We start from the raw sequence: 21,913 nt of genomic DNA on the forward strand, positions 1-21,913 counted from the left end.
AGCTAAACGCTTACAAACAGCAAGCGGCGGCGGCGTTTTACAGCCACGTGTCGTAGTCCGACACCAGCAGATGCAGCGGGTCATCGTCCTCCTCGATCTCGGCGAAGCGGCCGATCGGCTCGCGAAAAATGTTGTCGGTGAGATCGTCGTTGACGGTCGAAACCTCGCCGATCAAAACGTCGCCGCCTTCGCCCCAGAAGGCGTGCCAATTGCCGGGAAGCAGCGTTACGCTCTCGCCCGGCGACAGCTTGAGGATGCCGCCTGCGGGAAGCTTGCGGGTGAGGCCGTCGGTGACGACCGTGACCTCGGCGTCCTCATCAACCGACCCGTCCGGCGCGCTCTCGAAGAGTTCGAGCGCCAGCGTTGCGCCGCCGCGATTGATGATGTCCTCGGCCTTCACGATGTGGCGGTGCATCGGCGATATCTGGTCGTGCCGCGAGATCATGATCTTTTCGGCGTACAGCATGCCGCGTCCGGCCTGAAGGTCGGTGCTGTCACCGTTGCGGACGGTGAACAGGAACAGGCCCAGCCTGTCGTAATCGCCCTTGGCGTAGTCGGTGACGTCCCAGCCGAGCCGGCGCTCGACGATCGCCGACAGTTCGCTGCGGCGGGACTTCATCTCGCTGGGCGAGAGATAGGCGAAGGGCGGCATGACGTAGCCGAAGGAGCGGATGAATTCGTCGCCTTGGCGAATGATCTCGTTGACGCGCGAGCGTTTCATGGCTGGCCTCGTTTTTCTGCCGGGCCGCTCATCCGACGAGGATGATGCGGCAATCATTGACGTTGGTGTGGGTCGGGCCCGGCACGAACAGGTCGCCCAGACCCTCGAAGAAGCTCGTGGAATCGTTTTGCGCCAGCGCCCCTTCGGCGTCGATACCTGCGGCTTTCGCCCGCGCCAGCGTATCCGGCAGCACGAAAGCACCGGCCGGATCGCTGGCCAGCCCAGTGCCGCCGTCGGTGCCGTCCGTGTCGCCGGATAGCGCTGCGACGCCGGGCTCGCCGTCAAGCGCCACGGCCAGCGCCAGAGCGTATTCCTGGTTCGGCCCGCCGCGCCCCTCGCCGCGGATCGTCACGGTCAGTTCGCCGCCGGACAGGATCGCCAGCCGCTCGCCGCGCGCCTTGGCGTCAAGGGCCAAGCGGGCATGCTCGCGCGCCACCTCCCGCGCTTCGCCCTCGACGTCCGCGCCGAGGCTGTGGACGGTGTAGCCGAGCGCGGTCGCGGCGCTTTCGGCGGCCTCAAGCGAGGCGGCCGGCGTGGCGATGGTCCGGTATTCGCTCGCCGCGAAAATCGGATCGCCGGGCTTCGGCGACTCGTTCGCCGGGTCTTCCAGCGCCGCCCTGCACGATGGCGGCAGGTCTATGCCGCGCTTTGCGATGATCGCCCGCGCCTCGGCGAGCGTCGTCGGATCGGGCACGGTCGGCCCGGACGCAATGACGCTCGGGTCGTCGCCCGGCACGTCCGAGATCGCCAGGGTGAGGAGGCGTGCGTCGCCGCAAGCCTTGGCGAGCCGGCCGCCCTTGATCTTCGACAGGTGCTTGCGCACGCAGTTTATCTCACCGATCCCGGCGCCGCTTCTCAGCAATGCCTTGGTTACGGCCTGCTTGTCGGCGAGGCTGACGCCGTCGGCCGGCAGCAGCCAGTTCGCCGAACCTCCACCCGAGATCAGCGCCAGCACGAGATCGCCCTCGCCGGCCGCCTCGGCAAGCTCGAGAACCCGCGCGGTGGCAGCGAGCCCGTGTTCGTTGGGCAGCGGATGGCCGGCCTCGACGACGGGAATCGGCCCAGCGTCCAGCGCATAGCCGTCGCGGGTGACGGCGATCCCGGTCAGGCGGGCGTCAGGGACAGCGTGGGTGCCGCGATAGTGCGCCACGGCCGCCGCCGCCATCGAAGCCGCCGCCTTGCCCGCAGCGAGGATGACGATCCGTCCGACGGGCGGCTTCGGCAAATGTGCGGCCAGAATGGTCGAAGGGTGCGCGACCGCCACTGCCCGCTCGAAGATCGCGGTGAGATCATCCCGCATCCGTTTTTGGTTCATTTCGCCCCCGCGCTCACTCAATCGCCGCCCCTATAGCAGCCGGGCCATGGGACTGAACAGCGGTGAAAGGGCCGGCGAAACCCGACATCGCGTGGCGCAGCATTGGGAACGACGGCAAGCGGAGGATGGCAAAATCGTCGTGAGCACCTTCTTACGCGGTGCACGCGGCCTATGTTGGGCGCACACCCGCGTCGCAGGAACAGCCGAAGGCAGCGCCATGTTCGAAGGCTTCGATCCCGTCCTTCTCGCCCGAGTCCAGTTCGGCTTCACCATCGCATTCCACATCATCTTCCCGGCCTTTTCGATCGGGCTTGCCTCCTATCTGGCTGTGCTGGAAGGGTTGTGGCTGGCGACCGGCAAGCCGGTCTACATGGATACCTTCAAGTACTGGGTAAAGATCTTCGCGATCAGCTTCGGCATGGGCGTCGTGTCGGGCATCACCATGAGCTACCAGTTCGGCACCAACTGGTCGGTGTTCTCGGACAAGACGGGCCCGATCCTCGGTCCGATGATGGGCTATGAGGTGCTGTCGGCGTTTTTCCTGGAGGCCGGCTTCCTCGGCATCATGCTGTTCGGCCAGAAGCGGGTCGGCGCAAGATTGCATTTCGCCGCCACGTTCGTCGTCGCACTCGGCACGGTGTTTTCGGCCTTCTGGATCCTGTCGGTCAATTCCTGGATGCACACGCCGACCGGCTACGGGATCAATGCCGTCGGCCAGTTCGTGCCGGAGGACTGGTGGGCGATCGTCTTCAACCCATCCTTCCCCTACCGTCTGGTCCACATGGTGCTGGCCGCATATCTGACGACCGCCTTCGTCGTCGGGGCGGTCGGCGCATTTCATCTGCTGCGCGACCGCTACAACGCCAGCGCCCGGTTGATGTTCTCGATGGCGCTGTGGATGGCGATGGTCGTCGCCCCACTTCAGATCATCGCCGGCGACGAGCACGGCCTCAACACGCTAGAGCATCAACCGGCCAAGGTCGCTGCCATGGAGGGCCATTTCGAGACCAATGTCGACGGGCCGATGCCGCTGACCCTGTTCGGCATTCCCGACATGGAGGAAGGGCGGACCAATTACGCCGTCAATATCCCCTATCTCGGATCGCTCATCCTCACACGCTCGCTCGATGGCACGGTGAAGGGGCTCGACGCCTTCCCGCGCGAGGATTGGCCGAATGCGACCGTGGTGTTCTGGTCGTTCCGGATCATGGTGGGCATCGGCTTCGCCATGCTGGGGATCGGGCTGTGGTCCCTCTTTCGCCGGGTTTTCGGCTCGATCTACGAAAGTCCCTGGCTGCAGCGGGCGATGATCGCCATGGGGCCGATGGGCTTCGTCGCCGTCATCGCCGGCTGGATCACCACCGAGGTCGGCCGACAGCCCTTCACCGTCTACGGTCTCCTGCGAACGGCGGACAGTGTGTCCCCGATCGCTGCGGAGGCCGTCGGCGCGTCGCTCCTGGCTTTCATCATCGTCTATTTCCTGCTGTTCGGCGCCGGCACCTTCTACATCCTGCGGCTGATGTCGAAGCCCCCGACACCCTTCGAGGAAGAGACGCTGGATCACCCGACCCGGACCGCCGGGCTGGCGTCCTCCGGGCGTCTGGAAGGCGAAGTCGCCGCAGATCCGGCCGAATAGGGAGACGACGATGGACCTTGCGATTCTCTGGGCATTTCTCATCGCCTTCGCCGTGATCGCCTATGTCATTCTCGACGGATTCGACCTCGGTACCGGCATTCTGTTTCCCCTCCTCGGCCGGACCGAGAACCGGGACACGGCGATGAACACCGTCGCGCCGATCTGGGACGGCAACGAGACCTGGCTGATTCTGGGCGGCGGCGGCCTGTTCGCGGTGTTTCCGCTGGCCTACGCGATCATCATGCCGGCGATCTATGCGCCGATCATCGCCATGCTGCTGGCGCTGATCTTCCGGGGCGTCGCCTTCGAATACCGGTTCAAGACCGTGCGCGGCCGCTGGCTCTGGGACGTCTCGTTCTTTTTCGGCTCCTTCGTCGCGGCGCTCAGCCAGGGCATCGCCCTTGGCACTCTGGTCCAAGGCATCGAGGTGTCCGGCCGCGCCTATGCCGGCGGCTGGTTCGACTGGCTGACGCCGTTTTCGCTGATGACCGGTGGCGCCGTCGTCATCGGCTACACGCTGCTCGGCGCAACCTGGCTGGTGATGAAGACCGACGGGGAATTGCGCGACATCGCGCGCCGTTATGCCTTTTTCGCTGGGGTCGGCACGCTGTTGCTGATGGGCGCGGTCAGCCTGTGGATGCCGTTTTTGAAGGAGGAGTTCTACCTGCGCTGGTTCGCTTTCCCGCAGATCCTCTATGTGGCGCCGGTGCCGATCCTCACCGCCATCGCCGCCTTCAGCCTGTTGCAGTCGCTCGCCGCCGGCAAGGACGTGCGGCCTTTCCTGTCCGCACTGGCGCTCTTCCTGCTCGCCTTCGCCGGGCTCGGCATCAGCTTCTACCCGAACATCATTCCACCTGACGTCACCATCTGGGAGGCCGCCGCGCCGGATGCCTCGATGGAATTCCTGCTGGTCGGCGCATCGGTGCTGATCCCGATGATCCTGATCTATACCGGCTATGCCTATTGGGTGTTCCGCGGCAAGGTCCGCCCCGGCGAGGGCTACCATTGAGCCGCGCCCGAGGCGGGGCCGGCGATGACGGACCGCTGTGGAAGCGGATCGGCTGGTTCGTCCTCTTGTGGCTCGGCGGCGTCGCGGCGGTGGGCCTCGTGGGCTTGATGATCCGCAGTGTGCTGATCGGCTGATCAGGCCGCCAGCTTCAGTTCCGGCAGGAAGTCCAGCACCATCGCCATGTCGGCGTCGAACGCTTCGCTCTCGCGCGCCCGCACCGCCTCGTCGGGAAGCCGCAGGATATAGGACGGGTGGATGGTGACCAGCAGCTTGGTCGCCTCGTCGAGGTCGATCAATCGCGAGCGGGCGTCGCGAATGGTCACCGATCTGCCGAGCACGGCCTGCGCCGCTGTGGCGCCGAGGGCGACGATCAACTTCGGCTTGATCAGCTCGCGTTCCAGATCCAGCCACCAGCGGCAGGCTTTCACCTCGCCGGCATTGGGCTTGGCATGGATGCGACGCTTGCCGCGCGGCACGAACTTGAAGTGCTTCACCGCGTTGGTGACATAGGCCTGCCGCCGGTCGATGCCGGCTGCGGCGAGCGCCTGATCGAACACCTTCCCGGCCGGGCCGACGAAGGGCTCGCCGGCCAAATCCTCCTGGTCGCCCGGCTGCTCGCCGACGAAGATCACCGGCGCATTGTCCGGTCCCTGGCCGAATACCGTCTGGGTCGCCGGCTCCCAGAGGGGGCAAGCCTTGCAGGACTTTGCCGCCGCGCGCGCCGCGCGGATGCTGTCGGGTCGCGCATCGCCCGCTGCGTGATCGGGCGCTGTGCTCGTCTTCGCCATCTGCTCGCGCTCCATCCGTCGCTCATGGGAGAAACTCGGCAGGGTCGGCGCGGTTGCGATCATCCGACGCGCCGCCGCATCGGCGCCCGCGACAAGCTGCTTGATCAGCGCCGTCTCCGGCATGTTGGCCCAGTATTTCTTGGGCATTTCCGCCTGCATCGCCTTCACCTTCAGCCGCGCGGGGTTGAAGATCGAGGCGTAATAGGTCAGCCACAGCGCTTCCATGTCGTCGTCCTTGGGACGCATGTCCTTGGTCGCCCCCGGCAGAAATACCAATTCCGCGCCATCCCAGTGGACCGAGCGCTCGGGAGTCATGATCGTCCAGACCATGCCGGCGAAACGCCGGGCGAAGAACGGCGCAGTCAGTTCGACCACGTGGTGGAACGGCTCGAACCAGGCGACGTAGTGCTTGCCGCCCTCGCCGTCCTCGACCTCGCGAAAGCGGACGAAGGCCTTCATCTTGTGGCTGTCGCGCCGCACCGCCTTCTCCATGGCGGTGGCGCGCAGGACATCCGGGTCCGACGCGATCTCGAGCAGCTTCTTTTCCGTCTGCAGCCGCCACAGCAGCCGGTAGGCGAAGACGAACCGATCGGAATCGGCGTGGCAGAGCAGCTTGCGGGAGAGGTCAGGAAAGGCCTTTGGAACCGTCGGTTGCGCGGCGTCGGCGGGCGCTTCGGGCAAGGGCTCGGCGAACAGGCCGGGTGCTTCATCGTCGACGACGAAGCTCAACGCATCGGGCGGAATGCCGAGCGCCAGCGCCGTGCGGGCGGCTTTGCGCCAACCGTCGAAATCCGCAGGGAAGGAAAGGATGGCACTATGCATCCAGAGGACCTATCGGCTCTCACTTCGGTTGAAATCGTATTCCCAATTTTCCCGTCCCTCCAACGGCGCGCCCCACTCGTATTTCAATCGATATACAAGCCCGTCCTCGGTCAAACATTCGTCTGCTTTCGGTATGGGGCATTGTTGCAAATTTTCTCGCCATTCTGGAAAATGGCTCGCCGACGAAGCGAAAATATGCCGATCAGCATATAACGCAACTTTCGTGTTAATCCGTTGAACTGTCTTTGCACTAAATGTCTCGCGGTGTTGGTCCCTAATTGAAGAATCCGATTGCATGAATAATGCAACCTTCGACGTGATAGGAAATATCAACTCCCATGATTCGGTTGTCGAATACGAGAATGGAACGATTTTCTCGATCGCGTTAGTTCGATTATGGAATACAACAGGATTGTCTGATGATATAAAATCGACATTCGATCTGTTATGCAAAAATCTGGGATTTTCTCCAATATTGATAAATGAATCAAGATTTTTTATAATATACGGTAAAGAGGATACTGCGCGATGCGGATCGATATTTACGGCGATTCTTCCACTACGAATGAGATTGGATAAGCTCGCGTCATCTCCAGGAGAAGGATAAATTTTCCTGAACTCCGCATTCACATCTGCCGTTGCTGCATCCGAAATGGATTCGGATGCTCGAACCACACATTGGCGTAAAGCTTCGATAATCGCTTTCATTCGATTTGGAACACGCACATGTGTTGCAATCATAAACTGTATTAGATTTCCCCAATTTTCCTTCTTGATATTATTGCGATTTCTGATTGCATCTACGAGAGACGGCCATCCAGTTTCTATTTCCTGCGAAAAAAAGTTTTCGATGATGTTATCAAACCGACGCTCTGCGTGCACCGGCTGCGAGTACATGTACTGTTGCCGCAACGCTTTCTCAGGTTTTTGAGCGTAATTTTTATTATTCCAAATATCTCTTAAACACAGATCGTCCTCTACGCTCGTAAAATTTTTCGAGTAGCATTTCGGGATATAATGATGTTGTTTTTGTTCCAAAATCTATACCTATCGAGCGCATTGCATTATTTAAACAGCTCCAGTTGGGCTCGTTGTCCCCCCGTCGGCAGGAAGGTGGCGCGCAGGCCTTCGCTGTCCGTCGCCGCGCCCGGCGACCAGTCGAGGGCGGTAACGAAGGGCCGGACCTTGGCGATCGACTGGCAGAGCCGGGCAACATCGTCGAGCCTGAGTGTGCGATGGCGGCGGGTCGACAGGATGCGGTTGACCGCGCGAGTTCCAAAACCCGGCACGCGCAACAGCAGTTCCCGGTCGGCGCGATTGACGTCGACCGGGAACCGATCGCGGTGCTTCAACGCCCAGGCGAGCTTTGGATCGACGGCGAGATCCAGCATCCCGCCTTCGCCGCCGGAAACGATCTCGCCCCGGTCGAAGCCGTAAAAGCGCATCAGCCAGTCGGCCTGATACAGGCGGTGTTCGCGCATCAGCGGCGGCGGGGCGAGCGGCAGCCGACTGGAGGCGTCGGGGATCGGTGAGAAGGCGGAGTAATAGACCCGTTTGAGGCGGTAATTGCCGTAGAGATTCTCCGACCGGCCGAGGATGGCATCGTCATCGGAACCGTCGGCGCCGATGATCATCTGAGTCGACTGGCCGCCCGGCGCGAAGCGCTGTGGCTTCGCCCGGTCCTTTTTCTCGCCCTTGTGTTCCTCGATCTTGGCCCGGAGATGGCCCATCGAGCGGCGAATGTCGCGCGGCTTCTTTTCCGGCGCGAGTGCCTCCAGGGTCAGGTCGGTCGGCAACTCGATATTGATCGACAGGCGGTCGGCGAAGAGCCCCGCCGCCTCGATCAGCGCGGGCGATGCGTCGGGGATCGTTTTCAAATGGATGTAGCCGGCGAAATTCTCCTCCAGCCGCAGCTTTCTGGCGATCCGTACCATCTCCTCCATCGTATAGTCGGAGTTGCGGATGATGCCGGAGGACAGGAACAGGCCCTCGATGTAATTGCGCTTGTAGAACTCCATCGTCAGCGTGACGACTTCCTCGACCGTGAAACGGGCGCGGGCGACGTTGGAGGACGAGCGGTTGACGCAATAGACGCAGTCATAGACACAAAAATTGGTCATCAGGATTTTCAGCAGCGAAATGCACCGTCCGTCCGGTGCATATGCATGGCAGATGCCCGAACCCTCGGTCGAGCCGATGCCCTTCGTCCGCGAGGAATCGCGCCGAGTCGAACCGCTGGACGCGCAGGAAGCGTCGTATTTGGCGGCGTCGGAGAGGATCGCGAGCTTGTCTAACAGTGTCGTCTTGGCCATGACGCGGATATAGCGTTCATGGAATGTTCTCGCCAGCAAATTTCCGGATTTCTCGGCGAGACCCAGTGTCGCAGGTTCGATCACGCGGCTGTGGACCGCGTCCATGAGACGAAAAGGCCGGCCAGACGTTCTTGTCCAGCCGACCGACCTTCAGTCTGACGCCCTGCGTCTGTCAGCTCGCGGATTTGGCCTTGTTCACTGCCCGCTTGGTGACGACCTTGACGAGGTTGGCGCGATAGGCCGACGTGCCGTGCAGGTCCGACAGCATGTCGCCCTCGTCGACCGACAGCCCGTCCACGGCCGAGCCGTCGAAGTTCGATGACAGCGCCTGTTCAGCGGCTTCCCAGCGGAAGGCGCCGCCCATGCTGGCACCGGTGATGCCGACCTTCACCTCGCCGCCGCGCTTGGCGACGAAGACGCCGCACATGGCATAGCGCGAGGCCGGGTTGCGGAACTTCTCGTAGGCGCATTGGTCCGGCGCCTCGAAGGACACCGCCGTGACGATCTCGTTCTCCTCCAGCGCCGTCTCGAACAGGCCGAGGAAAAAGTCATCGGCCGCGATCTCGCGCCTATTGGTATGGATCGTCCCACCGAGCGCTTTCAGGGCGGCGGGATAATCCGCCGCCGGATCGTTATTCGCCACCGAGCCGCCGATCGTGCCCATGTGGCGCACCGCGATATCGCCGATCAGGCCGGCGAGATCGGCGAAGCCATGGCAGGCGGCTTTCAGCCCGTCATGGGCGGCGATCTCGCCATGGGTCATGCCGCCGCCGATCCTGATCGACTTGCCGTTGACCGTAATGCCCTTGAGTTCGGCGATATGGCGCAGATCGACAAGGTCGCTCGGCGCGGCGAGCCGCTGCTTCATGGTCGCGATCAACGTCATGCCGCCAGAGAGGAATTTTCCCTCGCCGCCGGATTCACCGACCAGCTTGACGGCCTCGTCGATCGACGTGGGGCGGTGATAAGTGGTCTCGTACATCGGTTCTGCTCCCTCTGGCGCCGGGTCCGGAAATCGCGGAAGGACCGCGCGGCGCGATGGTTCGGATCGAAACGGGGCAAGGCAGCCCCTAAAATTCTCCCGGCGGCCCTTTTTCGCGGCCACCGGGCGGTTTGTTCTGCTCGGTCAGGCGACCGCGTTGAGCGCCTTCCAGACCTTTTGCGGCGTCGCCGGCATGCTCAGATCGTTGTTGCCGATCGCGTCGGTAATGGCGTTGATCACCGCCGGCGGCGAGCCGATCGCGCCGGCCTCGCCGCAGCCCTTCATGCCGAGCGGGTTGCCGGGACACAGGGTCTCGTTGGTCGAAACCTGGAACATCGGAAGGTCCCACGCCCGCGGCATGGCGTAGTCCATGTAGGACGCCGTCAGCAGCTGGCCGGTGTCGTCATAATGGGCGCCTTCCAGAAGCGCCTGGCCGATGCCCTGGGCGAGACCGCCATGGACCTGACCCTCGACGATCATCGGGTTGATCACCCGACCGAAATCGTCGGCGGCGACGAACTGGATGATCTCGGTCGTTCCGGTATCAGGGTCGACCTCGACCTCGCAGATGTAGCAGCCGGCCGGGAAGGTGAAGTTGGTCGGATCGTAGAACGCCCCTTCCTTCAGGCCGGGCTCCATTCCTTCGGGGAGATTGTGGCCGGTATAGGCGCCGAGACAGACCTCGTGCCAGGCCAGCTTCTTGTCGGTGCCTGCGACCTTCACCTTGCCATTCTCGATGACGATGTCGCCCTCGTCGGCCTCCAGAACGTGCGCTGCGATCTTCTTGGCCTTGGCCTCGACCTTGTCGAGCGCCTTGTGGATCGCCGACATGCCGACCGCGCCGGAGCGCGAGCCGTAGGTGCCCATGCCGAACTGCACCTTGTCGGTGTCGCCATGAATGACCTGGACGTTGTCGACCGGCAGGCCGAAGCGTTCGGCCACCAACTGGGCGAAGGTCGTCTCATGGCCCTGGCCGTGACTATGCGAGCCAGTGAGGATTTCGACCGTGCCGACCGGATTGACCCGAACCTCGGCCGATTCCCAAAGGCCGACGCCGGCACCGAGCGAGCCGACCGCCTTCGATGGCGCGATGCCGCAGGCTTCGATGTAGCAGCTCATGCCGAGGCCGCGCAGCTTGCCGCGCTGCTTGGCCTCCGCCCGCCGTGTCTCGAAGCCGGCGACGTCGGCGGCCTGCATGCCGGCGTCCAGCGTCGCGTCGAAGTCGCCCGCGTCATACGCCATGATCACCGGCGTCTGGTGCGGGAAGGAGCGGATGAAGTTCTTGCGCCGCAATTCCGCCGGCGAGATGCCGAGTTCGCGCGCCGCCGTCTCCACCGTTCGCTCGATGACGAAGGTCGCCTCAGGACGCCCGGCGCCGCGATAGGCGTCGACGGGCACGGTGTTGGTGTAGACCGCCCGGACATTGGCGTGGATTGCCGGGATATCGTACTGGCCGGAGAGCAGCGTCGCGTAGAGATAGGTCGGGGTCGCCGACGAGAACAGCGACATGTAGGCGCCGAGATTGGCGATCGTGTCGACCTTGAGACCAAGGATCTTGTGGTCGGCGTCTAGCGCCATCTCCACCTCGGTGACGTGGTCACGGCCGTGTGCGTCGGTCAGAAACGCCTCGGTGCGATCCGATGTCCACTTGACCGGAACGCCGGTGCGCTTGGACGCCCACAGGCAAACGATCTCTTCGGGGTAGATGTAGATCTTGGAGCCGAAACCGCCGCCGACGTCAGGTGCGATCACCCGCAGCTTGTGTTCCGGCGCGACGTTGTAGAACGCGCTCATCACCAGCCGGGCGACATGCGGGTTCTGCGAGGTGGTCCAGCAGGTGTAGTGCTCTTCCGCCGGATCGTAGACACCGAGCGCGGCGCGCGGCTCCATCGGATTGGGAACCAGGCGGTTGTTGACGATGTGCAGCTTGGTCACATGAGCGGCCCCGGAAAACGCCGCGTCCGTCGCCGCCTTGTCGCCGAGTTCCCAATCGAAAATGAGATTGCCCGGCGCTTCGGGATGAAGCTGCGGCGCACCATCCTTCAGCGCTTCCACGGCGCTGACGACGGCCGGAAGCTCGTCATAAGAGACCTCCACGGCCTCGGCTGCGTCACGGGCCTGCAACTGCGTGTCGGCGACGACGACGGCAATCGGCTGCCCGACATGGCGCACGGTGCCGACGGCGAGCGCCGGCCAGGCGCCCATCTTCATCGGCGTGCCGTCCTTGGACGACACCCCCCAGCCACAGATCAGATTGCCGATCCCGTCGCCCTGCAACTGTTCGCCGGTGAGGATGCCGATCACGCCCGGCATGGAAGCCGCCGCGGCCGAATCGATGCCGGCGATCTTGGCGTGCCCATGGGGCGATCGCACGAATGCCGCGTATTTCATGCCGGGGACGCTCATGTCGTCCACGTAACGCCCGCGACCGGTGATGAACCGCCGGTCCTCCTTGCGCAAAACCTTTGCGCCGATGCCTTCAACACCCATCGTCGAAACCTCCCAGTATTCGAAATCGTGGCGGAACCACCTCGCGGCGTCCGCATCCGTGTCTCAATCGCCTCGCCCGCCCAAGGGCGGCCGGGCCTCCGCGCTACTCGGCGGCGACCTGTTGCGGCTGCGCGGCGCCCGCCGCGGCGAGGATCGCCTTGACGATGTTGTGATAGCCGGTGCAGCGGCAGATATTGCCTTCGAGGCCGTCACGCACCGCCTTTTCGTCCAGCGCGCTGCCGTGCTGCCGGATCAGATCGACCGCCGTCATGATCATGCCCGGGGTGCAGTAGCCGCATTGCAGCCCGTGATGCTCGCGGAAAGCAGCCTGGACCGGGTGCAACTCGGTGCCGTTCGCCAACCCCTCGATGGTCAGGACATCCGAACCGGACGTCTGTACAGCGAGCATCGTGCAGGACTTCACCGCCTTGCCATTGACGTGGACGACGCAGGCGCCGCATTGCGACGTGTCGCAGCCGACATGGGTGCCGGTCAGGCCCAGATTCTCGCGCAGGAACTGCACCAGAAGCGTGCGGTCCTCGACCACGCCCTTCATCTCGCGCCCGTTCACCGTCATCGTCACTTCAGTCATCAAAGTCCTCCCGGATACAGACGGTCTGCCGCATCAGCCACGCGGCGGGCCGTTGAAATGAATTGCGCACTCTAGAGCGCCCAGCGTCCATCGGACGCGTAAAGGACGTTCTAACACTATGATCGCGCATCGGAATGATCCAAAAACCGGCTTTCACTTTTGGTCCGATGCTTGGGGGCGAGTGTCACTGCGTCGCAGCGAGAGTGCCCTTTGCGGGGAACCGCTTCAAGGGTTTTTCAGAACCAACCCAAAAAACGACGCCGGGACCAGCGTTCCGGAACAGCCCTCCGCAACGGGATGGAATGCGTTTTGACCGCCGGTGACGAACGGTCGGTGGTCGCCGGCCAGCCTCCGCACAGCCCGGGTGCGGCGGGTTGTCTCGGGGCGACGGCGAATCTGTGTCCGGTTCGGCACAAACGGCCAGTGTAATCGCATCGGAACACCGGCAACCGCTGGTTAACAGTTGTTATCCAAGCCATTTCCGCCAATGCTAAAAGGCAACTCAGTGGGAGGAGTTCGGCTGCGCGTGATCGTCGTCGCCGACGTCCCGAAATCGATGACGTGTGTTGTCTCGCCGATCTCAAGGCGAGCGTGTGTGGCGACGGGAAGCGAGCGACTTGCAGTATAGGTTCCTACCCTTCGCCAGGCTGGCAATGATGGTCATCGGCTCCGGCCTGCTCGCCGCATCACCGCACCCCGCCGCAGCCTTCGAAATCTTTGGCCTGACCTTCTTCGAAGACGAAAACGCCGCGTCCGATCCTGTGCTCGACCCGATCAACTACACCGTCACGCTCACGGTCGCACCGACAGTGGATGACGACGGTACGGTGGAGGAGGATCTGCGCGACGCCTCCACCCTCATCGCCGACGAAGCGGACCCGGTGTCCGGCTCGCTCGGGCTGCTCTCAAAGGCGAAGACCGACCGCAAGCGGCTGGTGGCCACCCTGTTCGAGAATGCCCGCTATGACGGGCTGGTCGACATCTTCATCGAAGGCCGCGATATCGCAGATTTGCCGCCCGACGCGACCTTCACGTCTCGGCCCGTCCCGGTGTCGATCCGCGTCCGCCCCGGCCCTTTCTACACGCTCGGCCGCGTGGCGATTTCCACCCAGGGCGTTCCCTTCGATGCGGCGGAATACAACCTCACTCCGGGGAGTTCGGCGCGTTCCGTCGAGCTCCTGAAAGGTGAAGCCAAGCTTCTCAAGGATCTCCGCGACCAGGGCCGGCCGTTCGTGGCGGTCACCGGGCGCGAGATCGTCGCCGACGCCAAGACCGATCGGCTCGACTATTCGATCGCCATCGCGCCCGGCAATCCGGTGCCGTTCGGCGAAACCTGGGTCGCGGGGGCCGAAGACGTCGATCCGGGCTTCATCGCCTATATGGCGGGCGTCAAGGCTGGCGAGGTCTTCTCTCCGGAAGAACTCGCCGCGGCGCGCGATCGCCTCCTCAAGCTCGGCGTCTTCTCCAGCGTCACGGTGAGGGAGGCCAAGGCGCAGCAACCCGACGGAACGCTTCCCGTCCAGGTCGAGGTCGGCGAACGTAAATTCGGCTTCTACGGCATCGGCGCGACCTATTCGAACACCGAAGGCGCTGGCGCCTCCGGCTATGTCGGCCACCGCAACCTGTTCGGGCGGGCCGAAAGCATCCGGCTCGACGCATCCATCTCGCGCATCGGGGCGACCGCGATATCCAGCCAGGGCCGCAAGACCGACGGCGCCGACTATGCCGCCTCTCTGGTCTTCAAGAAGCCCGGCGTGCTCGGTCCGGAATCGGTCTATGTCGGCTCGATCGAGGCCAAGCGCGAACACCCGCTCGCCTATGATCGCGATTCCTTCGCGGTCACCAGCGGTGTCGAGTACGAGATCGACCGCAACCAAACACTCGTCGCTACGGTCCGAGGTGAGTACGAGGAAATCACCGATTTCCTCGGGACGCGCGAATATCTGCTCGTCTCCGTCCCGATCAGCTACACGTTCGACAACCGCGACAACGAGCTCAATCCGACCGAGGGGCTGTTCGCCAAGGCGCTCGTCGAGCCAACCTACGGCTTCAACACCCAAACGCCCTTCGTGAAGACCCGCCTCGATGCGTCGAGCTATCTGTCGCTGTCGGACAGCGACCGCTTCATCCTTGCCGGGCGCGTCGCCTATGGCACGATCTTCGGCGCGGATCTTCTCGACATCCCGAACGACCGGCGGTTCTACGCCGGCGGCGGCGGTTCGGTGCGCGGCTACGAATTCCAGTCCGTCGGCCCGTATTTTCCGTCTGCCGTGCCCCCGGGGTCGGGGTTCAATCCTGATTTCGTCGACACGCCGACCGGCGGCCTGTCGCTGTTCGAAGCCTCGGCCGAGGTCCGCATCGGCGTGACGGAAAGCATCCAGATCGTTCCCTTCGTCGATGTCGGGACCGTCTCGGACGATCTCGTGCCCGATTTTTCCAACTTCAAGGTCGGCGCCGGCGTCGGCGCCCGCTACATCACCAGCTTCGGCCCGATCCGCTTCGACGTGGCGATCCCGCTCGACCCTGGCCCGCGCGATGCGAACTTCCAGTTCTATGCCGGCATCGGGCAAGCCTTCTGATGCGCAAGTTCAACCCCGTCCCCCCGCTCGCCGCCACAGTCGTCGTCGGCGTCGCCGCCGCCTTCCTGGCGAGCCGTCCCGCTCCGGCGCAGCAGTTCCTGGCCAACCAGATCGAGAGCTTCCTTTCCTCCGACACGATGACGGTCGAGATCGAGGGGCTGTCCGGCGCATTGACCGGTGACATCCGGATCGAGAGCCTGAGGGTCTCTGATCCGCAGGGCATCTTCCTGACGGGAAAGAATCTGGCGATGGACTGGTCGCCGCTCGCGCTCGTGCGCTCGAACGTATCGATCGAGAACCTCACCGCAGGCCAGATCGTCCTGGAACGGCTTCCGGCGGATCAGCCGACAAGCGAGGCGGATCAGGGCGGCGGCTTCTCGCTGCCGTCGATCACGGCCGACATCCGCAATCTCGCCATCGACGAATTCGTGCTTGGGGAAGCGCTTGCCGGCGTTCGCGCCCGACTGAAGGCTAGCGCCAGCCTGACGCTCGCCGACGATCCGACCAAGCTCGACGTCAAGGCCAATATCGACCGACTGGACCAACCGGGACAGATCGCCCTCAATGTATCCTACGCGCCGGATCAAAACCAGCTCGCGATCGACGTGAAGGCGAGCGAGCCGGCCGGCGGACTGGTGGCGACGCTACTCGACATTCCAGACCGGCCGGCGGTCAATCTCGTCGTCAACGGCTCGGGTCCGCTCTCCGACTTCATGGCCAACGGCCAACTCACCGTCGGCGGCGAACAGGCGGCGACGCTGACCGCGCGGGTCAACGACGTCGCCGAAGGGCGCCGCCTCGCCGCCTCCCTCAATGTCGCGGCCGAGCGCTTCGTACCGGAACAATATTCCCAGTATGTCGCAGGGGGGGCCAATCTCGATCTGCAAGCGGTTCTGCGCGACGACGGCACCTATCTCGTCGAACAGGGCGATCTGGCCTCCGAGGCCCTGGCCTTGCAGACCAAGGGCGTTCTCGATCTGGGCGGGGCCAGCAACGACCTGACGCTCGCCGTCGCTTCGCGGGATGGCAGCCCGATCGCCCTTTCCTTCGGGACGCTGCCGGACATCACCGGCCTTCAGGTCACCCGCCTCGACGGCACGGTGCGCGGAGCCTTCACGGCTGCTGCCGTAGGCCTCTCCGCCAAGCTGCAGCGCGCGGGTTATGGCGACTACGTCGCGCAGGGCGTCAGCCTTGATGCCAGCAGCCCCGGCTTCAACCTCACCAGCTTCAAGGGACCGCTCGCCGTCGAAGCGACGGCCCAGGCGATCGAGGCGCCTGAGGGAATCGCCGAGCGATTTCTCAACGGCCCGCTGAAGATCGCCGCCAACGGCGCGCTGACCGAAAACGGCTTCGTCTTCGAGCCGAGCGAGGCGACCACCGACGTCGCGACGCTGAACCTCGAAGGCACAGCCGCGCTGAATTTCGCGGTCTTCGACCTGAATTTGCGCTCACGCTTCCAGACCGCGGCGCTGTCGGCGGCGGCGATCGCGCTGGCGGGCGAAGAACTGTCCGTCGCCGGGCAATTCACCCGCGCCGCCGACGGGGCGATCAACGCGCAGAAACTCGCCGTGACCGGCGCAGGTCTGCAGATCACCGGTAATGCTGGCCTGATGGACGGCGAGGTCTCGGCCGACATCCAGGGCACGCTGGAAGACACGCAATCCGTCAACTCGGTATTTGCCGGCGCGGCGGAGCTGCGGCTTGTCGCCAAGGGGCTGGTCGAAAAACCCGACGTCGATCTGACGCTGTCGGGCAACGGCCTGTCGATCAACGGCCGCGAGCTCGCCGACCTCAAGGTCGAGGTGCGCGGCACGCTGAACCCCGCCTCCCCGGCCGGCTTCGTCAACATCACCGGAACCCTGGACGGCCAGCCGCTGTCCGGCAGCGCCAAGGTCGAGACCCTCGACAATGGCGACCGCCGCATCACCGATCTGGCGATCCGGCAAGGGCCGAACGCGGTAACCGGCGACCTCATGCTGACCGACGCCTTCGCGCCGGTCGGCACACTGACCGTCGCCATCGACGATATCGGCCCGCTGGCGGCGCTGGGCGGGCAGAAGGCCGCTGGCGATGTGAAGGGAACAGTAGAACTGTCGGTCGACGCCGAGAAAACGCCGGTCGCGGCGCCCGATCTCACGTCGCGCAGCCTGACAGTTGCTGGAACCACGCTCCAGGGGGCTCTCATCGACCTGTCGGTCAAGGATTATCTCGGCATCCCGAAGCCGACAGGTCGGGTGACCGCGGAAGCGATCGATGCAGCCGGGGTGGCCGTGCGTAAGCTTGCCCTCGCCTTCGCCGAGGAGCAGGGCGGCACCGGCGTGACGGCAAATGCGACAGTCAACGACGCGCCGATCGAACTGGCCGGCACCGCCCAATTCGAGCCGGACGCGATGCTGCTGACGCTCTCGCGCCTCACCGCGGATATCCCGAATGCCGCTGTCAGCCTGCGCGACGCGGCGGCGGTGCGGATCGCCAACGGCAAGACGGTGCTCGACGGCTTCGTGCTAACCGTTGGCTCCGGCTCAATCGTCCTGGAAGGTTCGTCCGGCGAGGTCCTCGATCTTGGATTGCGCCTCGACAGCGTTCCGGCAGCCCTGGCCAACCTTTTCGTCTCCGGCCTGGAGGCAGAGGGCACGCTCTCCGGGACGGCGACCGTCACCGGTGCGCCGGCGAACCCCGACGCCGCTTTCGCGCTCACCGGCCGCGAGTTGTCGACCGCGCAGGTGCGAGCAGCCCGAATCCCGGCGATCGCACTCGACGCGACCGGCCGCTACGCCGACAGCACACTCACCTTGCAAACCGCCACGCTCGATCTCGGCGAGGGATCGCTGCAGGCCTCCGGCACGATCGGCGAGACGCTGGACTTGCGGGCCGAACTCGCAAATCTTCCGGTGGCACTGGCGAATGATTTCGTCGATGGTCTCGACGCGTCCGGGACGATCTCCGGCAACGCCGTCGTCAACGGTACCCGCGCCGACCCGGTAGCGGTTTTCGATCTTGCCGGCACCGGCATCACCGCGGCACAGGTCGCAGCGGCCGGAATCGAGCCGCTGACGCTCGACGTCGCAGGCCGCTATGCCGGCGGGACGGCGAAGCTCGATCGGGCCAGTCTCGTGGTCGGCTCCGGCTCGCTCGAAGCCTCCGGCACGATCGGGGAAAATCTCGACCTGGCGCTGGCGATGAACAATCTGCCCGTCGCCCTCGCCAACGGTTTCGTGCCCGATCTCGACGCGTCGGGGACGATTTCCGGGACAGCGACCGCGGCCGGCTCGCTCACCGAGCCCAACGCCATTTTCGATCTGTCGGGAGCAGGAATCACGACGGGCGCGATCGCACGCTCCGGCGTCGCGCCGCTTGCGCTTCGGCTCGCGGGCCGCTTTGCCGACGGGACGGCGTCGCTCGAAACCGCCGTGCTCAATGTCGGCGAGGGCTCGCTGCGGGCCTCCGGCAAGGTGGGACGGGAACTCGACCTTGACCTGACATTGAACAGCGTTCCGGTCGGGCTCGCCAACGGCTTCGTACCCAACCTCAAAGCCTCCGGCACGATTTCGGGCACCGCGACGGCGTCCGGCATGCTCGACGACCCCAGCGCCGAATTCTCGCTGTCGGGTTCCGGTATCACCGCGCCGGCGATCGCCCAGAGCGGCATCGAACCACTCGACCTGACGGCGTCCGGTCGCCTTGCCGAGGGCACGTTGAACCTCGTCGAAGCCAAGATGACGGTCGGCTCCGGTTCGCTTACCGCCAGCGGCACGGTCGGCGAAACGCTCGACCTCAACATCGTCGCCAACGAAATCCCTGTGGGTCTTGCCAATGGTTTCGCGCCGGATCTCGGCGCGACGGGCACGATCTCGGGCACGGCCACAGCGACCGGTTCCCTTTCCGACCCGCAGGCGCGTTTCGATCTGGCCGGCACTGGCATCACCACCCGGCAGATCGCCCAGTCCGGTGTCGCGCCGCTCAGTCTCGACGTGTCCGGCACCTACGCCGACGGCACTGCATCGATCGCGGCCGCGGACGTCCGGGTCGGCGACGGTACGCTCAAGGCCACCGGCACCATCGGCGAGGCGCTCGATCTCAAGATCGCGGCCAACCGGATTCCAGCTGGCCTGGCGAACGGCTTCGTCGATGGACTCGGCGCCACGGGCATGCTGTCCGGCACCGCGACGGCAACCGGCTCCCTCTCGGACCCGCGTGCCACGTTCGATGTGACCGGATCAGGCATCACGACGCGCCAGATCGCCCAGTCGGGCGTCGCGCCACTCAGCCTCGACCTTGCGGGCGCCTATGCCAACGGGACCGCGACGATCGATACCGCCAACGTCACGGTCGGCAACGGTTCGCTGACGGCCACCGGCACCGTCGGACAAACTCTCGACCTCAATCTCAGACTCGACCGGCTTCCCGTCGGCCTGGCCAACGGCTTCGTGCCGGATCTCAATGCCGAAGGAACCCTTTCGGGAACCGCAACCGCCACCGGGTCCATCTCCGACCCGCGCGCCACGTTCGATCTCACCGGATCCGGCATCACCACGCGGCAGATCGCCCAATCGGGCGTCGCGCCGCTGAGCCTGGAGGCGTCCGGCACCTATGCGAACAGGACGGCGACGATCGGCACCGCCGACATTCGCGTCGGCAGCGGCTCGCTCGTCGCGTCGGGAACGGTCGGGCGGACGCTCAATCTGGATGTGACCCTGAACCAGGTTCCGGTCGGTCTCGCCAATGGCTTCGTCGATGGGCTTGGCGCGCAAGGAACCGTATCGGGAACCGCGTCCGCGACAGGATCGATTTCCGACCCCGACGCACGGTTCGATATTTCGGCTTCGAATGTGTCGGTCGCGCAAAGCCGCAGCGCCGGCGCGCCGCCGATCGACGCCACCGCGGCGGGGACCTATGCGGGCGGAACCCTCCGCCTCCAGACCGCAACCGCCAATGTCGGCGGCGGCACTGTTCAGGTGACCGGCACAGCCAGCCAGACCGCGCTCGACCTCGATGTCGCCCTCCGCAACCTGCCGGCCTCGATTGCCGCCGCGGCTGCGCCCGGAATCGCGCCGCAGGGAACGATCAACGGAACCGTTCGCACCTCCGGGTCGCCCTCCAATCCGTCGGTCACCTACGACCTCAGCGGCTCCGGCCTCTCCATCCAGCAGACACGGGACGCCGGCGTCGGCGCACTCACCGTCTCCGCCAATGGCCAGTTCGCGAACCAAAGAGTTACGACGACGGCCAATCTGTCCGGCAGCGGCGTCGATTTGGCGGTTTCCGGCTCGGTGAATATCGCCGGCACGCCGCAGCTCGACCTGTCGTTGAATGGCACCGCGCCGCTGTCGCTGGCCAACCGCATCCTGGCCGAGGGTGGCCGCTCGATCCAAGGCAACGTGCAGTTGAGTGCGCGGGTGACCGGCCCTGCCAGCCAGCCGAACGTCGTCGGAACCCTTTCGACCTCGGGCGCGAGGCTGGTCGACACGGGCCTGAACCTCGCCATCAACGACATCGCGGCGACGATTTCCCTCAACGGCCAAACCGCGACGATCCAATCCTTCAACGCCTCGCTCTCTTCCGGCGGGACGCTGTCGATCTCCGGTTCGGTCGGCCTCGCCAACGGGTTCCCGGCCGACATCGCGATCCGGCTCGTCGCTGGTCGTTACAATGACGGCGAACTCGTCGCCGCGCAGCTAAGCGCCGACCTCACACTGACCGGTCCGCTGGCCGGCACGCCGCTGCTCTCCGGGACCATCAACGCCAATGAAATCAACGTCCTGATTCCCGACAAGCTGCCCGGCTCTCTGGCCCGGATCGACGTGACCCATCGCAACGCCAAGCCGGCCGTCTACGAGCAGCAGCGCGAGATCGACCCGAACCAGGGCGCCGGCGCCCAGCGCAGCGGCATCAACTTCAACCTGACCTTCAATGCACCGTCGCGGGTGTTCGTGCGCGGTCGCGGCCTCGACGTCGAACTCGGCGGTTCGATCGTCATCACGGGCTCGGCCGCGGCGCCGCGTATCGTCGGTGGATTCGAATTGCAGCGCGGTCGGTTCGTGATCCTCGGCAAGCGCCTCGACTTCGATCGTGGCCGGCTCACCTTCACCGGCAGCCTGGTTCCGGTCCTCGACCTGGTCGCCAGGTCGGAAGCGGGCGAAACCACGGTATTCATCGCCGTGACCGGCCCCGCCAACGATCCGAGCTTCACCTTTTCCTCGACGCCCCTCCTGCCCCAGGACGAGGTGCTGGCGCGGCTGATCTTCAATCAGGGCACGTCGGATCTTTCGCCGCTGCAGATCGCCCAACTGGCGGAACTTGCCGCATCGCTCGCCGGCATTGGCGGGTCGAGCGGCCTGCTCGACAATCTGCGCTCGCAGATCGGCGTCGACGACCTCGACATCAAGACGACGAAGGATGGCCAGACGGCCGTCGGCGTCGGCAAATATCTCAACGAGAACACCTATCTTGGCGTCGATTCGACCGGACGGGTCGCCATTGACCTCGATCTCGGCTCCGGGCTCAAGGCGCGCGGCGCTGTCACTGCGGAAGGTGGCGGCGAAGTCGGCATCTTCTATGAAGGTGAGTTCTGACCTCGAGGGCCTCGTCCCGATCAGCGAATGCCGCGTTCGTACCACCGGGCTCTTGCGCCGCACGGCCGCGAATTTTTCCTGAACCTTCCGGGGTG

The 21,913-nt window shown here is 64.7% G+C and carries 13 protein-coding genes; 5 read left to right on the forward strand and 8 right to left on the reverse strand.

What is annotated here, in order from left to right; genetic code table 11:
* Positions 1-37 precede the first annotated feature (37 nt).
* On the reverse strand, positions 38-721 hold the full coding sequence (locus tag VQ044_RS00640) for a D-lyxose/D-mannose family sugar isomerase (protein ID WP_327645039.1): 684 nt from the start codon (positions 719-721) through the stop codon (positions 38-40).
* 28 nt (positions 722-749) lie between these two features.
* Positions 750-2,036, reverse strand: coding sequence for a glycerate kinase type-2 family protein (locus VQ044_RS00645; RefSeq protein ID WP_327622408.1), 1,287 nt, complete (start codon positions 2,034-2,036; stop codon positions 750-752).
* Between the two features lie 217 nt (positions 2,037-2,253).
* On the opposite strand from VQ044_RS00645, the gene VQ044_RS00650 reads away from it, so the two are divergent.
* From VQ044_RS00650 to VQ044_RS00660, 3 genes are read left to right on the forward strand one after another with little or no spacing between them, the layout of a single operon-like run.
* Entirely contained in the window at positions 2,254-3,672 is a 1,419-nt protein-coding gene (locus tag VQ044_RS00650) for a cytochrome ubiquinol oxidase subunit I (RefSeq protein WP_327645041.1), read from the forward strand.
* Positions 3,673-3,682: 10 nt separating this feature from the next.
* Positions 3,683-4,681 (forward strand): cytochrome d ubiquinol oxidase subunit II, encoded by a 999-nt coding sequence (gene cydB, locus VQ044_RS00655; RefSeq protein WP_327645043.1) that lies wholly within the window; start codon positions 3,683-3,685, stop codon positions 4,679-4,681.
* Entirely contained in the window at positions 4,678-4,815 is a 138-nt protein-coding gene (locus VQ044_RS00660; RefSeq protein WP_327645045.1) for a DUF2474 family protein, read from the forward strand. Before cydB ends, VQ044_RS00660 begins: the two co-directional genes overlap by 4 nt.
* Here VQ044_RS00660 and VQ044_RS00665 read toward each other — a convergent pair whose 3' ends face one another.
* The 6 genes from VQ044_RS00665 to VQ044_RS00690 all read right to left on the reverse strand — a co-directional run bounded on the left by VQ044_RS00665 (position 4,816) and on the right by VQ044_RS00690 (position 12,667).
* Entirely contained in the window at positions 4,816-6,291 is a 1,476-nt protein-coding gene (locus VQ044_RS00665) for a UdgX family uracil-DNA binding protein (protein WP_327645047.1), read from the reverse strand. It abuts the gene before it with no gap.
* Between the two features lie 9 nt (positions 6,292-6,300).
* Complete coding sequence (locus tag VQ044_RS00670; protein WP_327645048.1) at positions 6,301-7,329, reverse strand: DUF4238 domain-containing protein; 1,029 nt, start codon at positions 7,327-7,329, stop codon at positions 6,301-6,303.
* A gap of 26 nt (positions 7,330-7,355) precedes the next feature.
* Positions 7,356-8,603, reverse strand: coding sequence for a putative DNA modification/repair radical SAM protein (locus VQ044_RS00675; protein WP_327645143.1), 1,248 nt, complete (start codon positions 8,601-8,603; stop codon positions 7,356-7,358).
* A gap of 172 nt (positions 8,604-8,775) precedes the next feature.
* On the reverse strand, positions 8,776-9,585 hold the full coding sequence (locus VQ044_RS00680; protein WP_327645049.1) for an FAD binding domain-containing protein: 810 nt from the start codon (positions 9,583-9,585) through the stop codon (positions 8,776-8,778).
* Positions 9,586-9,729: 144 nt separating this feature from the next.
* Positions 9,730-12,075: a xanthine dehydrogenase family protein molybdopterin-binding subunit gene (locus VQ044_RS00685; RefSeq protein WP_327645050.1), complete on the reverse strand. Its 2,346-nt coding sequence runs from the start codon at positions 12,073-12,075 to the stop codon at positions 9,730-9,732.
* Positions 12,076-12,178: 103 nt separating this feature from the next.
* The gene (locus VQ044_RS00690; protein WP_327622416.1) at positions 12,179-12,667 is read right to left on the reverse strand and encodes a (2Fe-2S)-binding protein; all 489 of its coding nucleotides are present in this window, start codon (positions 12,665-12,667) and stop codon (positions 12,179-12,181) included.
* Positions 12,668-13,284: 617 nt separating this feature from the next.
* Here VQ044_RS00690 and VQ044_RS00695 point away from each other — a divergent pair.
* Entirely contained in the window at positions 13,285-15,246 is a 1,962-nt protein-coding gene (locus VQ044_RS00695; protein WP_327645052.1) for an autotransporter assembly complex protein TamA, read from the forward strand.
* Positions 15,246-21,818, forward strand: a complete 6,573-nt coding sequence (locus VQ044_RS00700; protein WP_327645053.1) for a translocation/assembly module TamB domain-containing protein — start codon at positions 15,246-15,248, stop codon at positions 21,816-21,818. The genes VQ044_RS00695 and VQ044_RS00700 overlap by 1 nt, the downstream gene beginning before the upstream one ends.
* Positions 21,819-21,913: the final 95 nt, after the last annotated feature.

It is taken from the genome of Aurantimonas sp. C2-5-R2 (assembly GCF_036549495.1).
Classification (GTDB): Bacteria; Pseudomonadota; Alphaproteobacteria; order Rhizobiales; family Rhizobiaceae; genus Aurantimonas; species Aurantimonas coralicida_A.

Coding starts and splice junctions, on each gene's coding strand:
- VQ044_RS00640 (WP_327645039.1), bottom strand. CDS start 721: ATGAAACGCTCGCGCGTCAACGAGATCATTCGCCAAGGCGACGAATTC.
- VQ044_RS00645 (WP_327622408.1), bottom strand. CDS start 2,036: ATGAACCAAAAACGGATGCGGGATGATCTCACCGCGATCTTCGAGCGG.
- VQ044_RS00650 (WP_327645041.1), top strand. CDS start 2,254: ATGTTCGAAGGCTTCGATCCCGTCCTTCTCGCCCGAGTCCAGTTCGGC.
- cydB (WP_327645043.1), top strand. CDS start 3,683: ATGGACCTTGCGATTCTCTGGGCATTTCTCATCGCCTTCGCCGTGATC.
- VQ044_RS00665 (WP_327645047.1), bottom strand. CDS start 6,291: ATGCATAGTGCCATCCTTTCCTTCCCTGCGGATTTCGACGGTTGGCGC.
- VQ044_RS00675 (WP_327645143.1), bottom strand. CDS start 8,603: ATGGCCAAGACGACACTGTTAGACAAGCTCGCGATCCTCTCCGACGCC.
- VQ044_RS00680 (WP_327645049.1), bottom strand. CDS start 9,585: ATGTACGAGACCACTTATCACCGCCCCACGTCGATCGACGAGGCCGTC.
- VQ044_RS00685 (WP_327645050.1), bottom strand. CDS start 12,075: ATGGGTGTTGAAGGCATCGGCGCAAAGGTTTTGCGCAAGGAGGACCGG.
- VQ044_RS00690 (WP_327622416.1), bottom strand. CDS start 12,667: ATGACTGAAGTGACGATGACGGTGAACGGGCGCGAGATGAAGGGCGTG.
- VQ044_RS00700 (WP_327645053.1), top strand. CDS start 15,246: ATGCGCAAGTTCAACCCCGTCCCCCCGCTCGCCGCCACAGTCGTCGTC.